Annotated in this window: 23 protein-coding genes; 9 read left to right on the top strand and 14 right to left on the bottom strand. The window is 57.4% G+C overall.

The window, feature by feature from the left end:
- Positions 1 to 22: 22 nt before the first annotated feature.
- A complete protein-coding gene (gene ahcY, locus HUO14_RS07800; RefSeq protein WP_176279285.1) occupies positions 23 to 1,477 on the bottom strand; it encodes an adenosylhomocysteinase in 1,455 nt (484 codons plus the stop codon).
- Between the two features lie 103 nt (positions 1,478 to 1,580).
- Positions 1,581 to 2,141, bottom strand: coding sequence for a YqgE/AlgH family protein (locus HUO14_RS07795; protein ID WP_176279284.1), 561 nt, complete (start codon positions 2,139 to 2,141; stop codon positions 1,581 to 1,583).
- Between the two features lie 147 nt (positions 2,142 to 2,288).
- Between HUO14_RS07795 and HUO14_RS07790 the strand changes: the two genes are divergently transcribed.
- Positions 2,289 to 2,768, top strand: a complete 480-nt coding sequence (locus tag HUO14_RS07790) for a peroxiredoxin (protein ID WP_176279283.1) — start codon at positions 2,289 to 2,291, stop codon at positions 2,766 to 2,768.
- 63 nt (positions 2,769 to 2,831) lie between these two features.
- Here the strand turns inward: HUO14_RS07790 and HUO14_RS07785 are convergent, their stop codons facing one another.
- From HUO14_RS07785 to HUO14_RS07770, 4 genes are all read right to left on the bottom strand, one after another.
- Complete coding sequence (locus tag HUO14_RS07785) at positions 2,832 to 4,670, bottom strand: M2 family metallopeptidase (RefSeq protein ID WP_176279282.1); 1,839 nt, start codon at positions 4,668 to 4,670, stop codon at positions 2,832 to 2,834.
- A 57-nt stretch (positions 4,671 to 4,727) separates the two neighbouring features.
- On the bottom strand, positions 4,728 to 5,255 hold the full coding sequence (locus HUO14_RS07780; protein WP_176279281.1) for a hypothetical protein: 528 nt from the start codon (positions 5,253 to 5,255) through the stop codon (positions 4,728 to 4,730).
- A gap of 8 nt (positions 5,256 to 5,263) precedes the next feature.
- On the bottom strand, positions 5,264 to 6,016 hold the full coding sequence (locus HUO14_RS07775; RefSeq protein WP_176279280.1) for an alpha/beta fold hydrolase: 753 nt from the start codon (positions 6,014 to 6,016) through the stop codon (positions 5,264 to 5,266).
- Between the two features lie 170 nt (positions 6,017 to 6,186).
- Complete coding sequence (locus HUO14_RS07770; RefSeq protein ID WP_176279279.1) at positions 6,187 to 6,834, bottom strand: 2-hydroxychromene-2-carboxylate isomerase; 648 nt, start codon at positions 6,832 to 6,834, stop codon at positions 6,187 to 6,189.
- A 157-nt stretch (positions 6,835 to 6,991) separates the two neighbouring features.
- On the opposite strand from HUO14_RS07770, the gene HUO14_RS07765 reads away from it, so the two are divergent.
- The 3 genes from HUO14_RS07765 to HUO14_RS07755 are packed head-to-tail and all read left to right on the top strand — an operon-like array spanning position 6,992 to position 10,075.
- On the top strand, positions 6,992 to 7,450 hold the full coding sequence (locus HUO14_RS07765) for a MarR family winged helix-turn-helix transcriptional regulator (RefSeq protein ID WP_176279278.1): 459 nt from the start codon (positions 6,992 to 6,994) through the stop codon (positions 7,448 to 7,450).
- Positions 7,443 to 8,528, top strand: coding sequence for an HlyD family secretion protein (locus HUO14_RS07760; protein WP_176279277.1), 1,086 nt, complete (start codon positions 7,443 to 7,445; stop codon positions 8,526 to 8,528). Before HUO14_RS07765 ends, HUO14_RS07760 begins: the two co-directional genes overlap by 8 nt.
- Positions 8,525 to 10,075 carry a DHA2 family efflux MFS transporter permease subunit gene (locus HUO14_RS07755; protein ID WP_343046068.1) on the top strand — a complete coding sequence of 517 codons (1,551 nt, stop codon included), beginning with the start codon at positions 8,525 to 8,527 and terminating at the stop codon, positions 10,073 to 10,075. Before HUO14_RS07760 ends, HUO14_RS07755 begins: the two co-directional genes overlap by 4 nt.
- Here HUO14_RS07755 and HUO14_RS07750 read toward each other — a convergent pair.
- The 7 genes from HUO14_RS07750 to ffh form a co-directional block, all read right to left on the bottom strand.
- Positions 10,072 to 11,097 (bottom strand): aspartate-semialdehyde dehydrogenase, encoded by a 1,026-nt coding sequence (locus HUO14_RS07750; protein ID WP_176279276.1) that lies wholly within the window; start codon positions 11,095 to 11,097, stop codon positions 10,072 to 10,074. The genes HUO14_RS07755 and HUO14_RS07750 overlap by 4 nt on opposite strands.
- Before the next feature lie 84 nt (positions 11,098 to 11,181).
- Complete coding sequence (gene rplS, locus HUO14_RS07745; protein WP_176279275.1) at positions 11,182 to 11,574, bottom strand: 50S ribosomal protein L19; 393 nt, start codon at positions 11,572 to 11,574, stop codon at positions 11,182 to 11,184.
- A gap of 3 nt (positions 11,575 to 11,577) precedes the next feature.
- Entirely contained in the window at positions 11,578 to 12,420 is an 843-nt protein-coding gene (gene trmD, locus HUO14_RS07740; protein WP_176279274.1) for a tRNA (guanosine(37)-N1)-methyltransferase TrmD, read from the bottom strand.
- A 19-nt stretch (positions 12,421 to 12,439) separates the two neighbouring features.
- On the bottom strand, positions 12,440 to 12,730 hold the full coding sequence (locus HUO14_RS07735) for a hypothetical protein (RefSeq protein ID WP_176279273.1): 291 nt from the start codon (positions 12,728 to 12,730) through the stop codon (positions 12,440 to 12,442).
- Entirely contained in the window at positions 12,727 to 13,206 is a 480-nt protein-coding gene (gene rimM, locus HUO14_RS07730; RefSeq protein WP_176279540.1) for a ribosome maturation factor RimM, read from the bottom strand. The genes HUO14_RS07735 and rimM overlap by 4 nt, the downstream gene beginning before the upstream one ends.
- A gap of 12 nt (positions 13,207 to 13,218) precedes the next feature.
- Positions 13,219 to 13,701 carry a 30S ribosomal protein S16 gene (rpsP, locus tag HUO14_RS07725; protein WP_176279272.1) on the bottom strand — a complete coding sequence of 161 codons (483 nt, stop codon included), beginning with the start codon at positions 13,699 to 13,701 and terminating at the stop codon, positions 13,219 to 13,221.
- Between the two features lie 44 nt (positions 13,702 to 13,745).
- Entirely contained in the window at positions 13,746 to 15,209 is a 1,464-nt protein-coding gene (gene ffh / locus HUO14_RS07720; protein ID WP_176279271.1) for a signal recognition particle protein, read from the bottom strand.
- Positions 15,210 to 15,573: 364 nt separating this feature from the next.
- Here ffh and HUO14_RS07715 point away from each other — a divergent pair, with 364 nt between their 5' ends.
- The 5 genes from HUO14_RS07715 to HUO14_RS07695 all read left to right on the top strand — a co-directional run bounded on the left by HUO14_RS07715 (position 15,574) and on the right by HUO14_RS07695 (position 20,839).
- Positions 15,574 to 17,139 (top strand): putative bifunctional diguanylate cyclase/phosphodiesterase, encoded by a 1,566-nt coding sequence (locus HUO14_RS07715; protein WP_246255357.1) that lies wholly within the window; start codon positions 15,574 to 15,576, stop codon positions 17,137 to 17,139.
- A gap of 73 nt (positions 17,140 to 17,212) precedes the next feature.
- Positions 17,213 to 18,016: a diaminopimelate epimerase gene (dapF, locus tag HUO14_RS07710; protein WP_176279539.1), complete on the top strand. Its 804-nt coding sequence runs from the start codon at positions 17,213 to 17,215 to the stop codon at positions 18,014 to 18,016.
- Positions 18,013 to 19,278 (top strand): tRNA (N(6)-L-threonylcarbamoyladenosine(37)-C(2))-methylthiotransferase MtaB, encoded by a 1,266-nt coding sequence (gene mtaB, locus HUO14_RS07705; protein WP_176279269.1) that lies wholly within the window; start codon positions 18,013 to 18,015, stop codon positions 19,276 to 19,278. The genes dapF and mtaB overlap by 4 nt, the downstream gene beginning before the upstream one ends.
- A complete protein-coding gene (gene ftsY, locus HUO14_RS07700) occupies positions 19,275 to 20,204 on the top strand; it encodes a signal recognition particle-docking protein FtsY (protein WP_176279268.1) in 930 nt (309 codons plus the stop codon). The genes mtaB and ftsY overlap by 4 nt, the downstream gene beginning before the upstream one ends.
- Positions 20,201 to 20,839, top strand: a complete 639-nt coding sequence (locus tag HUO14_RS07695; protein WP_176279267.1) for an inner membrane-spanning protein YciB — start codon at positions 20,201 to 20,203, stop codon at positions 20,837 to 20,839. The genes ftsY and HUO14_RS07695 overlap by 4 nt, the downstream gene beginning before the upstream one ends.
- Before the next feature lie 22 nt (positions 20,840 to 20,861).
- Here HUO14_RS07695 and HUO14_RS07690 read toward each other — a convergent pair whose 3' ends face one another.
- A complete protein-coding gene (locus HUO14_RS07690) occupies positions 20,862 to 21,467 on the bottom strand; it encodes a superoxide dismutase (protein WP_176279266.1) in 606 nt (201 codons plus the stop codon).
- Between the last annotated feature and the right edge of the window lie 93 nt (positions 21,468 to 21,560).

Genomic DNA, 21,560 nt, shown 5'->3' with positions numbered 1-21,560 from the left:
TTATTTCGCAAGATTCTCTCGCCTAGTAGCGATAATGGTCCGGCTTGAACGGACCTTCGGTCGGCACACCGATATAGTCGGCCTGTTCCTGGCTCAGCTTGTCCAGTTTCACGCCGAGTTTCGCGAGATGCAGTTCGGCGACCTTCTCGTCGAGATGCTTCGGCAGAACATAGACGTCATTTTCATATTGTTCCGGACGCAGCCACAATTCGATCTGGGCCAGCACCTGGTTGGTGAAGCTTGCCGACATGACAAAGCTCGGGTGGCCGGTGGCGCAGCCAAGATTGACCAGACGGCCTTGCGCCAGAATGATCAGTTTCTTGCCATCAGGGAATTTGACTTCATCGACCTGAGGCTTGATTTCGGTCCATTGCATGTTCTTCAGACCGCTGATCTGAATCTCGCTGTCAAAGTGGCCGATGTTACAAACGATCGCACGGTCCTTCATGGCCCGCATGTGATCGACGGTGATGACGTCCTTGTTGCCGGTCGTGGTCACGAAAATATCAGCCCGTTTCGTGGCTTCGTCCATGGTCACGACTTCAAAACCTTCCATCGCCGCCTGCAGCGCGCAGATCGGATCGATTTCGGTTACCAGCACGCGCGCGCCGCCGTTGCGGAGCGATTGGGCCGAACCCTTGCCGACATCGCCAAAACCAGCGACCGCTGCGACCTTGCCGGCCAGCATGACGTCGGTGGCGCGACGGATCGCGTCGACCAGCGACTCTTTGCAGCCGTAAAGATTGTCGAACTTGGACTTGGTCACGCTGTCGTTGACGTTGATCGCCGGGAAAGGAAGCTTGCCGATTTTGGCGAGTTCATAGAGACGGTGAACACCGGTGGTGGTTTCTTCCGAAACGCCCTTGATGGCCGCAACCGTCTTGGTCAGATAGCCGGGACGTTCAGCCAAAAAGCGGGTCAGGGTCGCGACGAAGACTTCTTCTTCTTCATTTTCGGGTTTGAACAATTCTTCACCGGCTTCAACCCGCGCGCCCCAGAGCGCGAACATGGTAGCATCGCCGCCATCGTCGAGGATCAGGTTGCAGGTTTCGTCCGTGCCCCAGTCGAAGATGCGCTCGACATAGGCCCAATATTCTTCGAGCGTTTCGCCCTTGATCGCGAAGACGGGCGTTCCACCGGCTGCGATAGCGGCTGCGGCATGGTCCTGGGTCGAGAAGATGTTGCATGAAGCCCAGCGCACTTCGGCGCCGAGGTCGAGCAGGGTTTCAATCAACACGGCCGTCTGGATGGTCATGTGCAGCGAACCGGTGATGCGGGCGCCCTTCAGAGGCTTGTCCGCGCCAAATTCGTCACGCAAGGCCATCAGGCCAGGCATTTCGGTTTCGGCGATTTCAATCTCCTTGCGACCGAAGTCGGCGAGGGAAATATCCTTGATTACATAATCCTGGGTTGCGGTGGCCACGTCTTGTCTCCTTGAAAAACGAAATGCCGCACGGGCAATCCGGTGCGGCAACATGGCTTTTCAATAGCGGCTTGTGGCTTTGGAAGCAAATATAAAGATGTCTTTATATTTGATATTTTGTGAGGCTGCGGCCCTCCCGACCGTAACTATCGATGGCTCAGGCGCTGCCAAATCCGGTGGACAGCTTCGCCGGATCGATCCCCAGCGACTGCCAGGCCATCAGCCATTTGTCCCGCGACCGGTTCTCGTAAAGCCAATCGGGCGACCCTTCGGCAATGGACCAGCCATTCTGGGTCAATTCGCTTTCCAGCTGGCCTTCTCCCCACCCGGAATAGCCGAGCGCGATTGTCCATTGGTCGGGACCACGGCCCTTGGCAATCGCACCGAGCATGTCGACCGAGCTGCTCAAGCCCCACCGATTGCCGACCTGGAGCGTATCCGACATGTTGATATCGAGGCTGTGCAGGATGAACCCGCGCTGGGTTTCCATCGGGCCGCCGAGGAAGACTTCGCAGTCGGGCGCGTCGGCCGGATCGATGTCAAACTGCCGCAGGATATCGTGGAAACTGATCCCTTCGACGGTTTCGCCGATATTGATTCCCAGGGCCCCGTCCTCATCATGCGAACATATCGCCACCACCGACCGCGCAAAGCGGGGGTCTGCCATCCCCGGCGTGGCGAGGAGAAACTGTCCGGAGAAAAATACGGGATCATTCATTGCCACCAGCATAGCAATGCAATGATCAACTGCCCATGGCAAAATTCATGGGCAATTTGTTTGACCATGTTGCTTGCAATTTCGCGCCGTTGCCACCACGTTCAACGCTCGAGACAATATCAAAATTCCAACCAAGGCAAGGAGCATATGATGATCAACAAAGGCGACAAAATTCCCGAAGTCAATCTGGTCAAGGCAACCGCAGATGGTCCGCAACAGATCAGTTCCAATGAATATTTCGCTGGCAAGAAAGTGGCACTATTCTCGGTTCCCGGTGCGTTCACACCGACCTGCTCCGCCAAACATCTGCCCGGCTATGTCGAAAAAGCGGCAGACCTGAAAGCCAAGGGCGTCGACGAGATTGCCTGCACCGCGGTCAATGACGCTTTCGTCATGGGCGCCTGGAATGATGCAGCCGGTTCGGAAGATGTCACCATGCTGGCAGACGGCAATGGCGATTTCGCCAAGGCGGTTGGCCTGACCATGGACGGTTCCGGCTTTGGTCTCGGCCAGCGCGGCCAGCGTTTCTCGATGATCGTCAATGACGGCGTGGTCGAGGAACTGAACGTCGAAGCGCCCGGTGATTTCAAGGTCAGCGCGGCCGAATATATGCTCGACCAGCTTTGAGCGAAACTGTCGAATGAAATAGAAGGCCGGCGGAAACTCAGGTTCCCGCCGGCTTTTTCATGCCTACCAGCCGCAGGACTTGCCTTTGTTCTCTTCCTTCAGCCAGGTCATCAGCGGCGCGAAATAGCTGATCATCGCCTTGCCGTCCATTTCGCGGGTTCCGGTGAAGGCTTCGAGCGCGTCGGGCCAAGGCTTAGATGCGCCCATTTCCAGCATTGCGTTCAGCTTCGCGCCGACCTTCTCGTTGCCGTAGAAGGAGCAGCGATGCAGCGGGCCCTTCCAGCCGGCAGCATCGCAGGCCGCCTTGTAGAATTGAAACTGCAATATCCGGGCGAGGAAATAGCGCGAATAGGGTGTGTTGCCCGGGATATGATATTTGGCGCCCGGATCGAAGGCATCGGCGGGCCGGTCAACCGGCGGGGTGATGCCCTGATATTCCAGTTTCAGACCATGCCAGGCTTCGGTGTAATTTTCCGGCTGGATATCGCCCGAGAAAACCTGCCAGCGCCATTTGTCGACCAGCAGGCCGAATGGCAGGAAGGCCACCTTGTCCATCGCCTGGCGCAGCAACAGACCGATATCCTTGTCGGCGCTCGGGACCTTGCTCTTGTCGAGCAATCCGACCTGGACCAGATATTCCGGCGTGATCGACAGGGCGACCGCATCGCCGATGGCTTCATGGAATCCATCATTGGCACCATCGAGATGGAGATAGCTCTGCTTGTTATAGGCGCGCTGGTAATAGTTGTGGCCAAGCTCGTGGTGGATGGTGGTAAAATCGTCGCCATTGACCTTGATGCACATCTTGATCCGGATATCGTCCTTGTTATCGATATCCCATGCGCTGGCGTGGCAGACCACTTCGCGGTCCGCCGGCTTGGTGAACAGCGAGCGCTCGTAAAAAGTTTCCGGCAGCGGTTCGAAACCAAGCGAGGAGAAGAAGCCCTCGCCAGCCTTGACCATCTTCATCGCGTCATAACCTTTGGAGGTCAGCAGCTCGGTGGTATCAAAGCCGATATCGCCGGCCCCTTCCGGTGCGACGATCTCGTAGATATTGCCCCATTCCTGGGCCCACATATTGCCGAGCAGATCGGCGCGGATCGGTCCGGTTTCCGGCTGCACGGAATCGCCATATTTCTCGTTGAGCTTGTCACGGGTGTAGCAGTGCAGCTGATCGTAAAGCGGCTTGACCTGAGCCCACAGCTTGTCGGTGAGCTTGGCAAAATCGTCGGCCGGCATGTCGTAACCGGAGCGCCACATCGCACCGACATCCGCGAAACCAAGTTCCTTTGCGCCTTCGTTGGCAATTTCGACCATGCGGGCATAGTCGTCCTTCATCGGCGCGCCGACGTTCGTGTGCCAGCTTGCCCACATCTCCGACAGTTCTTCGGGGTTGCGGTTGGTGCCCATTGCGGCCTCGATATCGGAACCGTTGATTTCCTCGCCGTTGAGCGTGCCCTTCCCTTTGCCGTAAGCGGAGTTCAGCTTGGTCGCTATCTCGTTCAATTCGGTTGCGGCGCCTTCCGTCGTCGGTGCAGGCAGCACGATCCCGCCGCGCAATTTGTCCAGTTTGCGACGCGTCACCGCATCCAGTCCTTCGACATCATTGAACTTCGCCGCTTCGATTGCAGCGTTCACCGACATCGTCGTTCCCTCTGCGCCGACCTTTGCCGCGAGAGCATCCGTGTCATCGGTGATGAAGTTCGAATTGATCCAGTAGATCCGTCCGGCGTCGATCGAGAAGTCGAACAGCTGTTTTTCGGTATCGTCGACAAATTGCTTTGCATCAGCGGCGGTTGGCGGCGCGCTTTCTTCCATCGCATCATTTTCGTGATGCTTGGCGAGGGCCGGTGTGGACAGTGCCATGGTGGCGATTGCGACGATCGAAGCGGCGGTTTTCATATTTGGATCCTCAACAGTTTTGATTTTGGTTGGAATTGAAACTTTATTGACTGCCGGTCAAGCCCGTGTTTCGCGCCATCGCCAGATTAGCGCGACGATCATGGCGAAGGTGCCGACAATCCAGCTGATGGTCTTGACCGGTTTGGCGAGCGCCGCCGTCCCGGCGAGAATGTCGCTGCCCATTTCGTTGACCAGTTGCACCAGCTGGCAGATGGTTTCGATATAATCGGTCAGGCCGAAGAGGAAATAGGCGAGCACGCACAGCAGACCGACTTTCTTGAGCGTAGGCGAGTTGGCCCGCTGCCAGATCAATCGCCCGCCGATAATGCCGCCCGACATATAGAGGGTGATGAAGACAAGGTCGGCGATCATGCCCCAGCGCGCGAGTTCCAGCACGCCGGCGTCGGCCCAGCTTTGCTGGATAGCGTTGACCCTGTCCGCCGTCGCTGCGCTCTGATGGTCGAGGATTCCGCTGGGAGCGACAACGGTTTCCAGCGCCCCGCCCGAAATTATCAGATATATGAAGAGCGCCATCCCGCCGCCCCAGAATATCCAGAAATTGCGCCAGCTATACAGTTTCGGCATCGTTCCTCCTATCCGACCAGAAAGCGCACCATTTCCTGGCTCATTTCCGCTTTGGTCACACTGCTCATATGGGTTCCGGGGATCGCGACATGATGGCCATTGAGCAAAATCGCCGCCAGTTCCTCCGGATCGCCGTTGTCGCGATCTTCACTGCCGCACAGAACCAATGTTTCGGTTTCTATGCTTGCCGCCTCGGCTGGATCCATATCGGAAAAAGTCGCGAGCAACAAACTTGCCGACGCAGGATCGATTTTCTGGCTTTTCATGAACTGGATAGCCATCCAGTGCGGATCGCCGCGCTTTGCGGTATCCCTGATCCTGATCGCTTCCTGGAAAAATTTCTGTCGCCGTTCCCATCCCGCGAGACCCTGCAGCCCCATGCCGGCGAGTATCGCCTTGGTCGGTGTGGCGCCAGTGACCAGCAGGCGGGCCGTCGTCCGCGCACCGAGCGAGAAGCCACCCAGATCATAATCGGTCAATTGCAGATGCGCGATCAGCGCCAGCGCGTCTTGCACCAGCACATCATCGGGATAAGACGCGGGATCATGCGGCGCTTCGCTCTCGCCGTGGGCGCGCAAGTCGGGCATGATCACCCGGAACCCGGCATTGGCCAGCGCCCCGGCATGACCGAATTTGATCCAGTTGGTATCAGCATTGGAAAACAGGCCGTGGAGCAGAATCACCGGACGCCCCTCGCCCATTTCGTGGATTTTGAGCGACACTCCGTCGAAGGAAGAAAAATCCCATTTTTTTGCGGTCATCAATCGGTTCTCATTATCCAAAGTTTGTCAAAGTTGGGGCCAAGGCGCGAAATTCTGAAACAACTGCCGGCACCCAAATGCGTGATCCGAAAACGATGATTCCCGACAATGATGAAGGCGGGGCAGGCTGCAGTTTAGCGCTTCAGATCGTTGTAGGAAAGCTCCAAAAACTAGCGTGGCGCAAGGCCTTTTTGCTCCATCCGCCAGACCGCGAGATCAATCCGATCCTGCCCGAAGAAGGGTTCTCCTTCAAATACGAGAGTCGGCACGCCCCAGTGACCAGCGGCTTCAAGAGCCTTCTGGTTTTCCGCGATTTCGGCGTCCAGTTCTTTCGACTGGGTCGAGGCTTCAGCGCGCAATTCGGCCAGATCCAGTCCGGCGCGCCCGGCGGCTTTTTCCAGATGGTCGCCCTCGTTCCAGCCAGCAGTGCCACCCCAGATCAACTGCGAGACCTCGTTGGCAAATGCCAGACCCTTGCCGCGCCGCGAGGCCGCCTGCCCCATGCGGGTCAGTTCGAAAATATAGGGCTGCTCATCGGCGATCTTGCGGGTTGCGATGTCCTGGACGATCGGATCGGGATTGGGCGGTGCCATCGGGATGCCCATGTGCTGCGCCACCCGGAATATATCCCTGAACACATAGCCCAGCCAATTGGGGTGGTTCTTCTCGAAAAAGTCCGGTTCGCGGATCGCCAGCGGGTAAACGAAGCGCTGGTTGATCTCCAGATCATATTGCTCGGTCAGCGCGACATAACGCCGCGTCGCCAGATAGCTATAGGGAGAGCGGAACGACCAATATACGTCTGCATGTAATGTCATGTCGGGGATATTGCACCGGGGTTGATCGTAAAGGCAAGCCCCTAAAGCCGGCGCCGCAACGCGCCGGCTTTTTTGTGGACATCTCATGGCACCCGGTCAGGCGGCCCATGAGAATCTAGTGATTGCATATAATAAACTATGTTATTAAATTGATCTTATGATCGACAATATCGGATTCGTGATCGGCGACATCTCTCGATTGATCCGCCGTACATTTGACAAACGGGCCAGAGCCATCGGTGTGACCCGCGCACAATGGCGGGTTCTGACCTGGCTCAGACGCCATGAAGGGACCAACCAGAGCGCGCTGGCGGACAGGCTGGAACTGGACGCGATGACATTGTGCCGGATGGTTGACCGCCTGCAGGATGCTCAACTGATCGAGCGCAGGCGGGATCCCGAGGATCGCCGGGCATGGCAACTGTTTCTGACGACCAAGGGGGTTGCACTAAGCGATCAGCTGGAACCGATTGGCGAACAATTGTTGCAGGAAGCGCTGGCCGACATGCCCGGCAAAGATCGTGAGCGGTTGCTGGCCCTGCTGGAGCTGTTCCGCAGCAATCTCCAGTCGATCGACGAAGCGGACGCTGATCGCAAGCGAAGCGCCCATGGCTGATAACCCAGATCCTGCGATGGATATCGAAGAGGAGGAGAAGCCGCCCGCCTCCCGCACGCCCGGGCGTTCGCTCGGACGCCGCATCGGGCGCTGGATCCTGATGCTGTCGGTTCCTCTGGCGCTTGCAGCTTTCGGAATATTTTACTGGATAACCAGCGACCGCTATGCGTCGACGGACAATGCCTATGTCCAGCAGGATATCGTATCGGTGTCCCCGGAAATCGGAGGAAAGATCATCGAAGTCGGGGTCAGCGAAAACCAGCAGGTCGCAGAGGGCGATTTGCTGTTCGTGATCGATCCGGTTCCCTTTGAACTGGAACTGGCCCAGAGCAACGCCCGTATCGCAGCGGCTCAGGTTGAAGTCCAGAATCTGCAGACCGACTTTCAGGTCAGCGGCGTAGACATTGAAGTCGCCCGTCAGGATATCGCCTTTGCCCAGTCCAACTACCAGCGTCAGGCAGCGTTGATGGACAAGGGCTTCACCACGCGGGCGCGGCTCGATGCTGCCCAGCACGAAGTCGATCTCGCCCGGGCCAGGCTCAAATCCGCTCAGGCCGATGTTCTCGCGGCGAAATCTCGCCTGTCGAGCGGATCAGCATCATCCGGAGAAAATCCTGCCGTCGCCGATGCCAAGGTCGCGCGCGAACAGGCCCGGCTCAACCTCGATCGCACGCGGGTTGTGGCGCCGGTCGCGGGGCGCATCGCCCAGTCGACGCGCTTGCAGATCGGACAGATGATGGTCTCCGGCTTGCCGATGGTTTCGATCGTCAACGACGCGAGCAGCTGGATAGAAGCGAATTTCAAGGAAACCGATCTCGCCAGAATGAAGGTCGGGCAGAAAGCCAGGATCACCTTTGATGCCTATCCCGAAATTGAGCTCAACGGCCGGGTCGACAGCATTGGCGCGGGCACGGGATCGGAATTCTCGGTCTTGCCGGCCCAGAACGCCAATGGCAACTGGGTCAAGGTCACCCAGCGGGTGCCGGTACGGATCAAGATACTGGACAAGTCCCCACGGCAGCTGATCGCCGGGATTTCGGCAGAAGTGACCGTTGATCTTCGCAATGGCAGCGAGTGATTCCCGCCAATCCTGACCAGGCAGCATTACCGGTCAACAACCGGATGCTGCTCACCATCGCCGTGATGCTTGCCAATATCATGCAGATACTGGATTCGACCATCGCCAATGTCGCCCTGCCCCACATGCAGTCGGGTCTCGGAGCGACGCTGGACACCGTTACGTGGGTGTTGACCAGCTATATCCTGGCAACCGCCATAGCCATTCCAATCACCGGATGGGTCGCCGACCGTATCGGTTCGCGCAACCTGTTCCTGTTGTCAGTTGCAGGTTTCACCGCGTCATCGCTATTATGCGCCACCGCATCGAGCCTGGAAATGCTGGTATTTTACCGGGTGATCCAGGGCTTGTCCGGGGCATTCATCATGCCTTTGTCGCAGACGGTTATGCTCGACATCAATCCCCCGAAAAACCATCCCAGAGCGATGGCAATCTGGGGAATGGGGGTCATGATTGCTCCGATTACCGGGCCGGTTATCGGCGGTTATCTGACCGAGAATTTCAGCTGGGAATGGATTTTTCTGATCAATGTTCCGCTCGGTATCATCGCCTTCGTGATGCTCTGGACATTATTGCCCTCCCGACCGATTTCCCGCCGCAAGTTCGATCTGCTGGGATATGCCCTGTTCGCCGCCTTCATCACATCCTTCCAGCTCATGCTTGATCGCGGCAACGCCGAGGACTGGTTTGAAAGCTGGGAGATCATCATCGAATTCGGAATAGCGGCGGCCGCATTATGGATGTTCGGCATTCATATGGCGACCGCGAAAAACACCTTCCTGTCGAGAGACTTGTTCAAGAACCGAAATCTGGTCACGGCGATGCTGCTGATGGTCGTGGCAGGTGTCTCGATGTTCTCGACCATGGCCCTGTTGCCGCCGATGCTGCAGAACATGTACCATTATACGCCAATTGATGCGGGCATATTGCTCGCCCCGCGCGGGATCGGGGTATTTGTCGGCATGGCGATCGGCAGCCGGCTGGCAACGATTGTCGATGCCCGGTTCATCGTCGCAACCGGCATGGCGCTCGCTTCCTATTCCGCGTGGATGATGACCGGATGGAGCCTTGAGATGGATCGCTGGCCGATCATCACCAGCGGCGTGGTCCAGGGGCTCGGGATGGGTGCTCTGTTCGTCACCATGAACATACTCGCATTTTCGACGCTCTCGTCTGCCCTTCGGACCGACGGGGCCAGCCTCCTCAATCTGTCACGCACGATCGGCGCATCGGTCGGCATTGCGATATTTGTCGGTCTGCTGGGTCGTAACTGGCAGACCAGCCATGCCGATCTCGCGGCCAATGTCACCGAAGCCAGGCTGTCGCCGCTGAGCGCGACGAGCATCAGCCGGCTGGGACAATATGGCGAACAGGCGATGATGACGATTGACGGCGAGGTCAACCGGCAGGCGCTGATGATCGCCTATCTGGGTGACTTCTGGCTGATGGCCATCGTCACCGCTCTCTGTATTCCGCTGGTGTTCCTGATGAAGAAACCCCAGCGGAGCAATGTGGATTCAGCGCAAGCCGCAGGCAGCGCGCACTAGCCTTTCTTGAGATGCTTGCGTCCCAGCAGTTCGGCAATCTGGACGGCGTTGAGCGCCGCACCCTTGCGCAGGTTGTCGCTGACGCACCAGATGTTGAGGCCATTTTCCACCGTCGGGTCTTCGCGGACGCGGCTGATGAAAGTGGCTCCGTCACCGACACATTCGACCGGCGTGACATAGCCTTCGTCCTCGCGCTTATCGACCAGCATGATACCGGGCGCGTCGCGGAGGATTTTCTGCGCGTCGGAGGCGGACAGCTCTTTTTCAAACTCGATATTGATCGATTCGCTGTGGCCGACAAATACCGGAACGCGAACGCAGGTCGCGGTGACCTTGATCTTTGAATCGAGGATTTTCTTGGTCTCGACGACCATTTTCCACTCTTCCTTGGTCGAGCCGTCGTCGAGGAACACGTCGATGTGCGGAATCACGTTGAACGCGATCTGCTTGGTAAAGACCTGGTTTTCCTTTGGATCGCCGACGAAGATGGCGCGCGACTGTTCAAACAGTTCGTCCATGCCGCCCTTGCCAGCGCCGGAGACCGACTGGTAGGTCGAGACAACCACGCGCTTGATCGTCGCCGCATCATGGAGCGGCTTGAGCGCGACAACCATCTGCGCGGTCGAGCAATTGGGGTTGGCGATGATATTGCGCTTGGTATAGCCGCTGATCGCCTCGGGGTTCACTTCGGGCACGATCAAAGGAACGTCGGGATCCATGCGATAGAGCGAGCTGTTGTCGATCACCACGCAGCCGGCGGCCGCTGCCTTGGGCGCATATTCCTTGGTGGCCGACGAACCGGCAGCGAACAAAGCCATGTCCCAGCCAGCAAAATCGAAATTCTCGATGTTACGGACCTTGAGCATCTTGCCGGTATCGCCGATTTCAATTTCGTTGCCCTGCGAGCGAGACGACGCCACGGCGGCAATCTCGTCATAGGGAAATTCGCGCTCGACCAGAACGTTGAGCATTTCACGCCCGACATTGCCCGTGGCACCGACAACTACAATCTTGTAACCCATGAAACTTTTCCTGTGCCTGATATTAAAACAGCCGGTTTTCCTGGTGGGGAGAACCGGCTGTTTGAAACTATTATGAAGCGAAATTTATTTTTTTGCTTCGGTGCCCTTCGTAGGCTGGTTCAAACGGCGTTCCGCAATACGTGCGCGCTTACCGGTGAGACCACGAAGATAGTAAAGCTTCGCACGACGCACGATACCGCGGCGAACCACAGTAATGCTTTCAATGTTCGGGGAGTAAAGCGGGAACACACGCTCGACGCCTTCGCCGAACGACATTTTGCGTACAGTGAAGTTGGAGCCCATGCCGCGGCTGGTCCGTGCAATGCACACACCTTCGTAATTCTGGGTACGAACGCGCTCGCCTTCGACGACGCGGACACCGACGCGCACTGTATCACCAGCACGGAATTCGGGGATTTCCTTCGAAGCGATAAACGCGTCTACTGCTTCTTTTTCCAATGTTTGAATCAGGTTCATGACCTATTCCTTATCTTTATCTTTTTCCTGCGCACCAGAGGGCGACTGATCCGGAGCGTCCCTGTGACGCTCCCATAAATCCGGCCGCCTTAGCCGTGTATCTTCCTCTGCCCTTTGTTTCCGCCAAGCAGCTATTTTCGCATGATCCCCCGATCGCAAGACTTCAGGGATTATGCGCCCTTCCCATATTTGAGGTCGGGTATATTGCGGATATTCCAGAATAACGTTCTCGAAACTCTCGTCATCTCCGCTAGAAGACGCGCCCATTACCCCGGGAAGCAGCCGAATGCAAGCGTCTAAAAGCACCAGAGCACCCATTTCTCCGCCGGACAGGATATAGTCGCCGATCGAAACTTGCTCGATGTCGCGGGCATCGAACAGGCGCTCGTCAAATCCCTCGAAACGGCCGCAGATGATCGTGACGCCGGGACCGGCGGCGATTTCGCGGATACGTGCCTGGGTGAGCGGCTTTCCGCGCGGGGTCATGGCGAGGATTGGGGCTTTTAAGCCCCTCCCGCCTGCGGGAGGGGTTTGGGGTGGGATTGGTTGAGGTGCACTCGGCCCCACCCCCGGCCCCTCCCGCAAGCGGGAGGGGAGAAGCTGATCCATCCGTTCACTCGCAAAATCCACCGCCGCCGCCATGATATCCGCCCGGAGCACCATGCCGGCGCCGCCGCCCGCCGGCGTGTCATCGACGCTGCGATGCTTGTCGGTGGCAAAATCACGCGGGTTTATGGTCTCGAGCGACCATTTTTCCTCCGAAAGCGCCCTGCCCGCCAGCGATGTCCCGAGCGGTCCGGGGAACATGTCCGGATAAAGGGTGATGATCTGGGCGGTGAAGGTCATTGATCCGAGGTCCCACCCATCATTTGTTCTTGTGTGTGTTTTTAATCTCGAGAACCGCAAATGTCATGATCGAGATCACCAGCGCCATCGCCGCATATATCAGCGATGTTTGTACCGGATTTCCGCTGGCGCCTTCTCCCTGGGAAAAGGAGATATAGGCTACCGCGGGAGACAGGATCAGCTGCCCGGCAACGATCGCTCCCGCCATCCGGATCGATTGTCCCTGATTGCGGCTGAGTTTCCAGCCCGCATAGGCCGGCGCCGCGACCAGCGCGAAGATCAGGAGGATATAGAATATTGGGCCGATCATGGCTCGACAAACTCCGCTTCGACGATTGCCGGATCGCCACTCATGTCGATCGCGATCACGGGAACCATGAATTTCTTGCCGTTTGCGCGTTCTATCTCGATCACGTCACCGGCCCCAAATTCGTAGATGGCAAAGATCTTGCCCAGTTCCTCGCCCGCGTCGGAGACACAACGCAGGCCGATGATGTCGATATGGTAAAATTCGTCCTCGTCGAGATCCGGCAGCGCGGAGCGCGGGACGGCAAGTTCGGTGCCGCGTGCGGCTTCGGCGCCGTTGCGGTCGGTGATTTCGGCGATCCGTGCAATCGCGCCCATCTTGTGGGGCTTGACGGATTTCAGCGTCAATGCGCCGCCGTTAAACGTCTTGTGCGCCTTGAGACTGTCAAGGCTGTCACAAAACAGCTTGAGCCGGACTTCCCCCGTCACCCCGTGCGCGCCAATGATGACGGCAAGGGGGACAGGTTTGTCCGGATCAATCTGGTCCAAGGATTAACCCTCGGACTTTTCTTCAGCAGGAGCTTCTTCCGCTGGTGCAGCTTCTTCAGTAGCGGGTGCTTCTTCAGCAGCTGGCGCTTCCTCTGCCGGTGCTTCTTCTGCAGGAGCCGCAGCGGCTTCCTTGGCTGCTTCTTCAGCAGCAGCCGCTTTTTCAGCTTTCTCTTCCAGACGTTCGGTTGCTTTTTCGCCTGGCTTGCCCTTGTTCGGGTTGTTACGCGCTTCGCGCTTCAACAGGCCGGCTGCATCGAGGAAACGGGCAACGCGGTCCGAAGGCTGCGCGCCATTTTCGAGCCAGTGTTTCGCACGCTCGGTATCCAGAACAACGCGCTTTTCATCGTCTTTTGCGAGCAGCGGGTTATAGCTGCCGATACGTTCGATGAACTTGCCGTCGCGTGGTGCGCGGACGTCAGCGATCACGATTTTATAATAAGGACGTTTCTTGGATCCGCCCCGGGACATTCTCATTGCTACTGCCATTGTAATAGACCTTTCTAAAAATACTAAATTCAAAATTGTTACGGTTATTTCTTCTTATTCAATAAATTTGCCAGATCGGGTGGAAGTCCGCCCGGAGACATGTCGGACAGCCCGGGCATGCCGGCCATGCCGCCGTCCTGACCGCCCATGCCGGCACCAGCGGCTCCGCCGCCGCCACCGAACATCGACATCAGCCCCTTGATTCCGCCCATCTTCTTGATGCGTTTCATCGCCTTGGCCATTTCCTGATGCATCTTGAGCAGCTTGTTGACGTCCTGCACCGTGGTGCCGGAGCCGATAGCAACCCGCCGCTTACGCTTGGCGTTGAGCAGACCGGGCCTTGCCCGTTCTTCCTTGGTCATCGAGCCAATCATCGCATCCATGCGCAGCAGCACTTTATCGTCCATCGCTCCGCCAGCCATCGCTGCCTTGGCCTTTTTCATGCCAGGCATCATCGAGGCAAGCGCTCCGAGGCCGCCCATTTTGGTCATCTGGTTGAGCTGGGACCGCAGATCATTGAGATCGAACTGGCCCTTGAGCATCTTCTCGGCGAGCGCTTCGGATTCTTCCTTGTCGACGACCTGAGCCGCTTTTTCGACCAGGCTGACGACGTCGCCCATGCCAAGGATCCGACCCGCAACCCGTTCGGGGTGGAATTCTTCCAGCGCGTCGATTTTCTCGCCGACACCCACGAACTTGATCGGCTTGCCGGTGACCGCCCGCATCGAGAGAGCAGCACCACCGCGCGCATCGCCGTCCATGCGGGTGAGAACGACACCGGTGAGATTTACCTGTTCGGAGAAGTTTTGCGCGACGTTGACGGCATCCTGGCCGGTCAAGGCATCGACCACCAGAAGAGTTTCCTGGGGTTGCGAGATATCGGCGACCGCCTTCATCTCGTCCATCAGTTGCTGATCGACGTGCAGTCGACCGGCAGTGTCCAGCAACAGAACGTCAAAACCTTGCAATTTGGCCGCCTGCAGCGCACGCTTCGCGATCTCTACCGGCTGCTGCCCGGCGACAATCGGCAAGGTCGCAGCATTGATCTGCTCGCCCAGTACCGCCAGTTGTTCCTGAGCCGCCGGACGATTGACGTCGAGCGAGGCCATCATGACCTTCTTGTTCTCTTTGTCTTTCAGCCGTTTGGCGATTTTCGCCGTGGTGGTCGTTTTACCCGAGCCTTGCAGACCGACCATCATGATGATGGCAGGAGGCGCGACCGACAGTTCCAGCCCGCTGACTTCCGAACCGAGCATCTCGGCGAGACCGTCGTTGACGATCTTGACCACTTGCTGGCCGGGCGTGACCGATTTCAGAACCGACTGGCCTACGGCCTTCTCGGTGACCTTTGCGACGAAATCCTTGACGACGGGCAGTGCGACATCGGCTTCGAGCAGTGCAATCCGCACTTCGCGCATCGCGCCGCGAACATCATCTTCTCTCAGCGCGCCACGGCCGCGCAGCTTGTCGAAAACTCCGCCAAGGCGGTCGCTCAATTTATCAAACATATAACCGCCTTTCCCTCATCAAACAGCCGGCTTTCCGGCCAACGCAAAAAGCGCCGGTGGGCGAAACCTCGCTGACCGACGTGTGAGTTTTTCAAACTCTAAACTGAAACAGCAATCGAATATTGCCTCTATTGGCGGCCTGTTAGTGCAGTTTACGGAAGATCGCAAGCCCCGATTTGGCCTGCACTAATATGTTATTAACTGGAAATTGAGATTTTTTGGCTAAATGATTTCGGGAAACAGCGAAAGACTTATTATGGCTAGACCAGAAGCCTCACAGTGTGTCGAATTAGCGAAAAACGGTTATAGAGCGTCTGCGGGACGCGATGTAGTAACTGGCGGCGTGGTCATTATGGCCATTTTGATGTTTATCGGAACAGGCGGCACGGTATTACCCGATGCCATCTCGTCTCTCTCCGGCGAAGCCGGTGCCGGAGATGATATACTGGTTTCGGCCTTTCTGCTGAATATCGCTCTGATCCTGTTCGGTTGGCGCCGCTACAAGGATCTTTCCAACGAAGTCGACGAACGAGCCGCCGCGGAACAACGCGCGCATTCGCTCGCGATTACCGATCCGCTGACGGGACTGCTCAATCGCCGGACGATCGGGGAAAAAACTTCGGACCTGACCGACGAGGCGCAGCGGAAACACAAGAGCGTCGCTTTCCTGATGCTCGATCTCGACAATTTCAAGAATATCAATGATGTCCACGGACATAGCGCCGGTGACGTTGTGCTCAAACAGGTCGCAACCCGGATCGCAGGCCTGTTGCCGGCAAAGAATCTGCTCGCGCGCCTTGGTGGCGACGAATTTGCCTGCGCCTTTGTGTTTGACCCCGAACAGCCGGAGATGGTCGAGAGAATTGCCGACGATCTGATCGATTCCATTGCCGCGCCAATCCTCGAGAATGGCACACATCTGGTTGTCACCACGTCGATCGGAATGTCGCGCTACGAACCCGAAACAGCCGATGTCGAAGCATTGATGCGTCACGCGGATATTGCCATGTACAGCGCAAAAAAGCAGGGACGTAACCGTCATTGCTGGTTTGACGAGATCATGGAAAAGGAACTGCAGACCCGCAATTCGCTCGAGACAGAAATGCGCGCCGGCATCCCCAAGGGCGAATTTGTACCCTATTACGAACAGCAGATAGATCTCGCGACCGGCAAACTGACCGGCTTCGAGATGCTCTGCCGCTGGGAATCCCGGACGCAGGGACTGATATCTCCCGAAATATTCATCCCGATTGCCGAAGAGACGGGGATGATCGGCGACCTGTCGCTGAGCGTCCTGCGCCAGTCCTTTGAAAATGCCAGACATTGGGACCCGAGCCTGACTATTTCGGTGAATATTTCCCCGATCCAGTTACTCGATCCGTGGCTCGCCCAGAAAATCGTCAAGTTGCTGGTCGAAACCGGATTTCCGCCAAATCGCCTCGAGATCGAGATCACCGAGAGTTCATTGTTCGAAAATCTGAGCCTCGCCCAGTCGATCATCGGCAGCCTGAAGAACCAGGGCATCAAGATCGCTCTCGACGACTTTGGCACCGGCTACAGCTCGCTCGCCCACTTGCGCGCCCTGCCCTTCGACCGGATCAAGATCGACCGCAGTTTCGTGACCTCGATCCTGCTGAACCCGGAAAGCAAGGCGATCGTCAAGGCGATCACCGGCCTCGGCGAAAGCCTGGGAATGGCGATCACCGCAGAAGGTATCGAGGACAAGGAAACCGAGAGCGAATTGCGGACCATCGGCTGTGCCAAGGGCCAGGGCTGGTATTACGGACGACCGCTCTCGATCGAGCAGACCCGCGCGGTACTGGCCGAGCGCAATCTGCTGCCGGCCAAGCAGGTCGACGTCATCACGGTTCCGCAAACCGAAGCACCTGCTCCGATCAGCGTCGAGGATCGTCAGCAAAAAGCCGGCTAGACCCGTTGCCGACCGTCGTGTCGAGCCGAAACACTGGACACTGGTGAACTGCATCCCTAAATCGCCTGTCATGATGACCGGACGGTTTCACAAAATGCACGGGTTGGGCAATGATTTTGTCATCGTCGATGCGCGCGAGCAGGAGATGGAATTATCTGCTGCGAAGGCGACTGCCATCGCGGACCGGCACAGCGGGATCGGCTGTGATCAGCTGATCATATTGCGCCCCTCCGACATTGCCGATTTCAGGATGCAGATATTCAATGCCGATGGCAGCGAAGTGGAAGCCTGCGGCAACGCATCGCGCTGCGTCGCGAAACTGATTGGCGAGGAAACCCGGATCGAAACCAAGGGCGGAGTGATCACCGGTCATGCGACCGCAGATGGCGCGATTGTCGACATGGGCACACCGCGGTTCGATTGGCAGGCGATTCCGCTCGCCTATGCGATGGATGTGCTCAACATGCCGGTTGGCTGGGAGGATTTGCAGAATCCCGCCGCCGTCAATGTCGGCAATCCTCATTTAATTTTCTTTGTCGAGGACAGCGCGGTCGTGGAGCTCGATCGGCTTGGCCCGATGATCGAGGTCGATCCGCTGTTTCCGGAAAAGGTAAACGTCAATGTCGCCCACATCGCGGACGGCGTGATCCATTTGCGCGTGTGGGAACGGGGCGTTGGCCTGACCCAGGCCTGCGGAACCGGAGCCTGCGCGACAGCCGTTGCCGCAATCAAGCGCGGTCTGGTCACCAGCCCGGTACGGGTCGATTTGCCGGGCGGGTCGCTTACAATCAGCTGGACGGCCGGAGAGTCCATTCAGATGCAAGGCCCGACCACCTATGTTTTTTCCGGCGAAGCCGACTGGAGCCAGTTCGGATGAGCGCTCCGGAAATGATCAGCATGGGATGCCGTCTCAATATCGCGGAAAGCGAGACCTTGAGACAGAATTTGCTCGCCAGCAATATCGATGGTGACAATCTGATCATCGTCAACAGCTGCGCGGTGACCAACGAAGCCGTCAGGCAGACCCGCCAGGCCATCCGCCGGGCCAAGAAGGCCAATCCGGAAAAAAACATAATCGTCACTGGCTGCGCCGCACAGGTTGACCCAGCCATGTTTGCGGCGATGCCGGAAACCAGCGCGGTGGTCGGCAATGGCGACAAATATGACGTCGCCAATTTCAAGCTGGGGCTGCAAAGCAATCGTCCGGATATCCGGGTGTCCGACATCATGCGGATCACCGAAACCACGCCGCACATGGTCAGCGCCTTTGCCGACCGGTCGCGCGCCTTTGTAGAGATCCAGAACGGCTGCGACCATCGCTGCACCTTCTGCATCATTCCCTTCGGCCGGGGCAACAGCCGCTCGGTGCCTGCCGGTCTGGTCGTCGATCAGGTCCAAGCCCTCGTCGACCAGGGATTTCAGGAAGTCGTTCTGACCGGCGTCGATGTCACCAGCTATGGCCCCGACCTGCCCGGCGAGCCGACATTGGGCATGCTGATCGAACGGATATTGAAACATGTGCCGGCCCTGCCGCGGCTCCGGCTGTCCTCGCTGGACGGCATCGAAATCGATGATCGCCTGTTTGAGCTGCTGACCGGAGAGGCGCGGCTGATGCCGCATGTCCATCTCTCGCTCCAGTCCGGCGACAATATGATATTGAAGCGGATGAAGCGGCGGCACACTCGCGAGCAGGCTATTGATCTGGTCGAACGGCTCAAGACCAAGCGGCCGGAAATCACCATCGGCGCGGATATCATTGCCGGTTTTCCCACGGAAGACGAAGCGATGTTTGCCAACAGCCGATCGATCATCGAACAATGCGATATCGTCCATGGACATATTTTTCCTTACTCGCCAAAAAAGGGCACACCGGCCGCGAAAATGCCGCAGGTGGACGGACAGGCGATCAAGGACAGAGCGAAGATATTGCGCGGAATAGTGGAGAAACGCGCGCAGTCGTGGCGCCAGTCACTGGTTGGCTCGCGCCAGTCGATCCTGGCGGAAATGTCGGGTGATGCCGGCTATTCCGAGGGTTTTGCCCGCATTCAGCTGGATGAGCCAGTAAGCAAAGGCCAGATTGTTCCGGTCGACATTATCGCTATCAACGATAAGCAATTGATTGGCAGGGTGGCAGCGTGACCGAAAACAGCAGTTGGAAAGATCGCCTGTTTGGCGGCCTGGGCAAGACATCCTCGCGATTGACCGAGAATCTCTCGGGGCTGGTAACCAAGGCCAAGCTGGATGAAGCCACGCTCGACGATATAGAAGATGCGCTGATCATGTCGGACCTCGGGCCGGCTACCGCTGCGTCGATTCGCGAGAAGCTGGCGGTCGAGCGTTTCGAAAAGGGCCTGAGCGAGCATGCGGTGAAGGAGATCATCCAGCGCGAGATCGCCGCGATATTGGAACCGGTTGCCATCCCGCTGGAGATCGACGCCTTCCCCCGTCCGCAGGTGATACTGGTTATCGGCGTCAATGGCTCGGGCAAGACCACCACGATCGCCAAGCTGGCCAATCTGTTCCTCGAACAGGATTATGGAGTCATGCTGGCGGCGGGCGACACGTTTCGCGCGGCGGCCATCGGGCAGCTCAAGATATGGGCCGAACGGCTGGGCGTTCCGATCATCAGCGGTCCGCAGGGCGGCGACAGCGCCAGCATTGTATATGAAGGCGTCAAGCAGGCCACCGCGACCGGGATCGATGTGTTAATCGTCGATACAGCCGGGCGGTTGCAGAACCGGTCCGAATTGATGGACGAGCTGGACAAGATCCGTCGCGTACTGGGCCGGCTCAATCCGGCAGCGCCGCATAATGTCGTACTGGTGCTCGACGCGACGACCGGACAGAATGCCCTTTCCCAGATAGAGGTGTTCCGGGATGTCGCCAAGGTCACCGGACTGGTGATGACCAAATTGGACGGCACCGCGCGCGGCGGCGTTCTGGTCGCAGCGGCGAAGCAATTTGGCTTGCCGATCCACGCCATCGGGATCGGCGAGACCGTGGAAGACTTGAGACCATTCAAGGCCGAAGATTTGGCCGCAGCCATAGCCGGGATAGAGCAATGACCGAAGCAACAGCAATCGAAGAAATTCCCAAGGAACATCGGGGGCTCAGCTTCGCGCTTGATTTCGGGCCGCTGCTTGTCTTCTTTCTCGTCTACAAATTCGGCGCGCCGGATGGCAATCCGATCACCTCGGCAATATATGGCACCGTCGCATTCATGATCGCAATTATCATTGCGATGATCGTGTCCAAATGGAAACTGGGCAAGATTTCGCCGATGATGTGGATGTCGGCAATCCTGATATTGGGCTTTGGTGCCCTGACCATCTATTTCAACGATCCGCGCTTCATCCAGCACAAGCCGACGATCATCTATACCGGATTTGCGGCGATATTATTCGGTGGATTGCTGCGCGGGAAAGCAATGCTGAAGAGCCTGCTGCAAGCGGCATTCGAAGGCCTGTCCGACGAGGGCTGGCTCAAATTGTCGCGTAACTGGGGGCTGTTTTTCCTGGCGATGGCGGCGATCAACGAGCTGATGGTGGCGACGCTGAGCTTCGACTGGTGGCTTACGATCAAGGTGTGGGGCGTGACAACCGTTTCGTTTATCTTCGCGATGGCGAATATCCCGATGCTCATGAAACACGGGTTTTCGGTAGAAGAAAAGCCGCGCCCTGACGGTCAGGACGCGGCTTGAATATTGTTTCTGCTATCAGGCTTTAGCCCTGGTCGGCGCGGCTAACGCCGTCGCCGTCAAGATTCAGCGCGACAAAGTCCCAGTCAATCGCGTTGTCGAGAAGTGCGGATACATAATCAGGACGCGCATTCTGGTAGTCCAGATAATAGGCATGTTCCCAAACGTCGAGCGTGAAGACCGGCTTGACGCCATGTGCAACCGGGCTGTCAGCGTCATGGTAAGAGGTGATTTTCAGCTCATCACCGTCGAGGACCAGCCAGGCCCAACCGCTGGCGAAATGCCCGACAGCTTCGTCCTTGAACTTGGATTTGAAATCATCGATCGAACCGAAGCTGCTTTCCAGACGGTCTTTCAGTTCGCCGGAGATTTCCTTTTTCTCGGGCGACAGGCACAACCAGTAGAAACTGTGGTTCCATACCTGGGCTGCATTGTTGAACAATCCGCCATCCGCGGCTTCGATGATCTGTGAAAGCTTTTTGCCTTCACGATCCGTGCCTTTGATCGCGTCATTGGTCTTGGTGACATAGGCATTGTGATGCTTGCCATGATGATAGTTGAACGTCTCTTCGGAGATCAAATCTCCAAATGCGGTTTTTTCATAGGGGAGCGGGGGAAGTTCGAAAGCCATTTTGTCTTTTCTCCGGTTTAGTGAAACATGCCGCGTAAACGCATCAATAGCGGAAAAGATGCAAGGAGAAATATGCGATCGAGGCCGTCACGA

The sequence above is a fragment of the Parasphingorhabdus flavimaris genome, from assembly GCF_013371215.1.
Taxonomy (GTDB): Bacteria; Pseudomonadota; Alphaproteobacteria; order Sphingomonadales; family Sphingomonadaceae; genus Parasphingorhabdus; species Parasphingorhabdus flavimaris.
The sequence above is the reverse complement of the archived record's forward strand: the minus strand, read 5'-3'. Positions and strand labels throughout refer to the sequence as shown.

What these genes read in the sequence shown, in the direction of transcription:
- HUO14_RS07790 (WP_176279283.1), top strand. Translation starts at nt 2,289, where the DNA reads ATGATGATCAACAAAGGCGACAAAATTCCCGAAGTCAATCTGGTCAAG.
- rpsP (WP_176279272.1), bottom strand. Translation starts at nt 13,701, where the DNA reads ATGGCAGTAGCAATGAGAATGTCCCGGGGCGGATCCAAGAAACGTCCT.
- HUO14_RS07765 (WP_176279278.1), top strand. Translation starts at nt 6,992, where the DNA reads ATGATCGACAATATCGGATTCGTGATCGGCGACATCTCTCGATTGATC.
- rplS (WP_176279275.1), bottom strand. Translation starts at nt 11,574, where the DNA reads ATGAACCTGATTCAAACATTGGAAAAAGAAGCAGTAGACGCGTTTATC.
- HUO14_RS07775 (WP_176279280.1), bottom strand. Translation starts at nt 6,016, where the DNA reads ATGACCGCAAAAAAATGGGATTTTTCTTCCTTCGACGGAGTGTCGCTC.
- ffh (WP_176279271.1), bottom strand. Translation starts at nt 15,209, where the DNA reads ATGTTTGATAAATTGAGCGACCGCCTTGGCGGAGTTTTCGACAAGCTG.
- mtaB (WP_176279269.1), top strand. Translation starts at nt 18,013, where the DNA reads ATGAGCGCTCCGGAAATGATCAGCATGGGATGCCGTCTCAATATCGCG.
- HUO14_RS07760 (WP_176279277.1), top strand. Translation starts at nt 7,443, where the DNA reads ATGGCTGATAACCCAGATCCTGCGATGGATATCGAAGAGGAGGAGAAG.
- HUO14_RS07695 (WP_176279267.1), top strand. Translation starts at nt 20,201, where the DNA reads ATGACCGAAGCAACAGCAATCGAAGAAATTCCCAAGGAACATCGGGGG.
- dapF (WP_176279539.1), top strand. Translation starts at nt 17,213, where the DNA reads ATGACCGGACGGTTTCACAAAATGCACGGGTTGGGCAATGATTTTGTC.
- HUO14_RS07735 (WP_176279273.1), bottom strand. Translation starts at nt 12,730, where the DNA reads ATGATCGGCCCAATATTCTATATCCTCCTGATCTTCGCGCTGGTCGCG.
- HUO14_RS07795 (WP_176279284.1), bottom strand. Translation starts at nt 2,141, where the DNA reads ATGAATGATCCCGTATTTTTCTCCGGACAGTTTCTCCTCGCCACGCCG.
- HUO14_RS07715 (WP_246255357.1), top strand. Translation starts at nt 15,574, where the DNA reads ATGTTTATCGGAACAGGCGGCACGGTATTACCCGATGCCATCTCGTCT.
- HUO14_RS07785 (WP_176279282.1), bottom strand. Translation starts at nt 4,670, where the DNA reads ATGAAAACCGCCGCTTCGATCGTCGCAATCGCCACCATGGCACTGTCC.
- ahcY (WP_176279285.1), bottom strand. Translation starts at nt 1,477, where the DNA reads ATGTTGCCGCACCGGATTGCCCGTGCGGCATTTCGTTTTTCAAGGAGA.
- HUO14_RS07690 (WP_176279266.1), bottom strand. Translation starts at nt 21,467, where the DNA reads ATGGCTTTCGAACTTCCCCCGCTCCCCTATGAAAAAACCGCATTTGGA.
- HUO14_RS07780 (WP_176279281.1), bottom strand. Translation starts at nt 5,255, where the DNA reads ATGCCGAAACTGTATAGCTGGCGCAATTTCTGGATATTCTGGGGCGGC.
- trmD (WP_176279274.1), bottom strand. Translation starts at nt 12,420, where the DNA reads ATGACCTTCACCGCCCAGATCATCACCCTTTATCCGGACATGTTCCCC.
- HUO14_RS07770 (WP_176279279.1), bottom strand. Translation starts at nt 6,834, where the DNA reads ATGACATTACATGCAGACGTATATTGGTCGTTCCGCTCTCCCTATAGC.
- HUO14_RS07750 (WP_176279276.1), bottom strand. Translation starts at nt 11,097, where the DNA reads ATGGGTTACAAGATTGTAGTTGTCGGTGCCACGGGCAATGTCGGGCGT.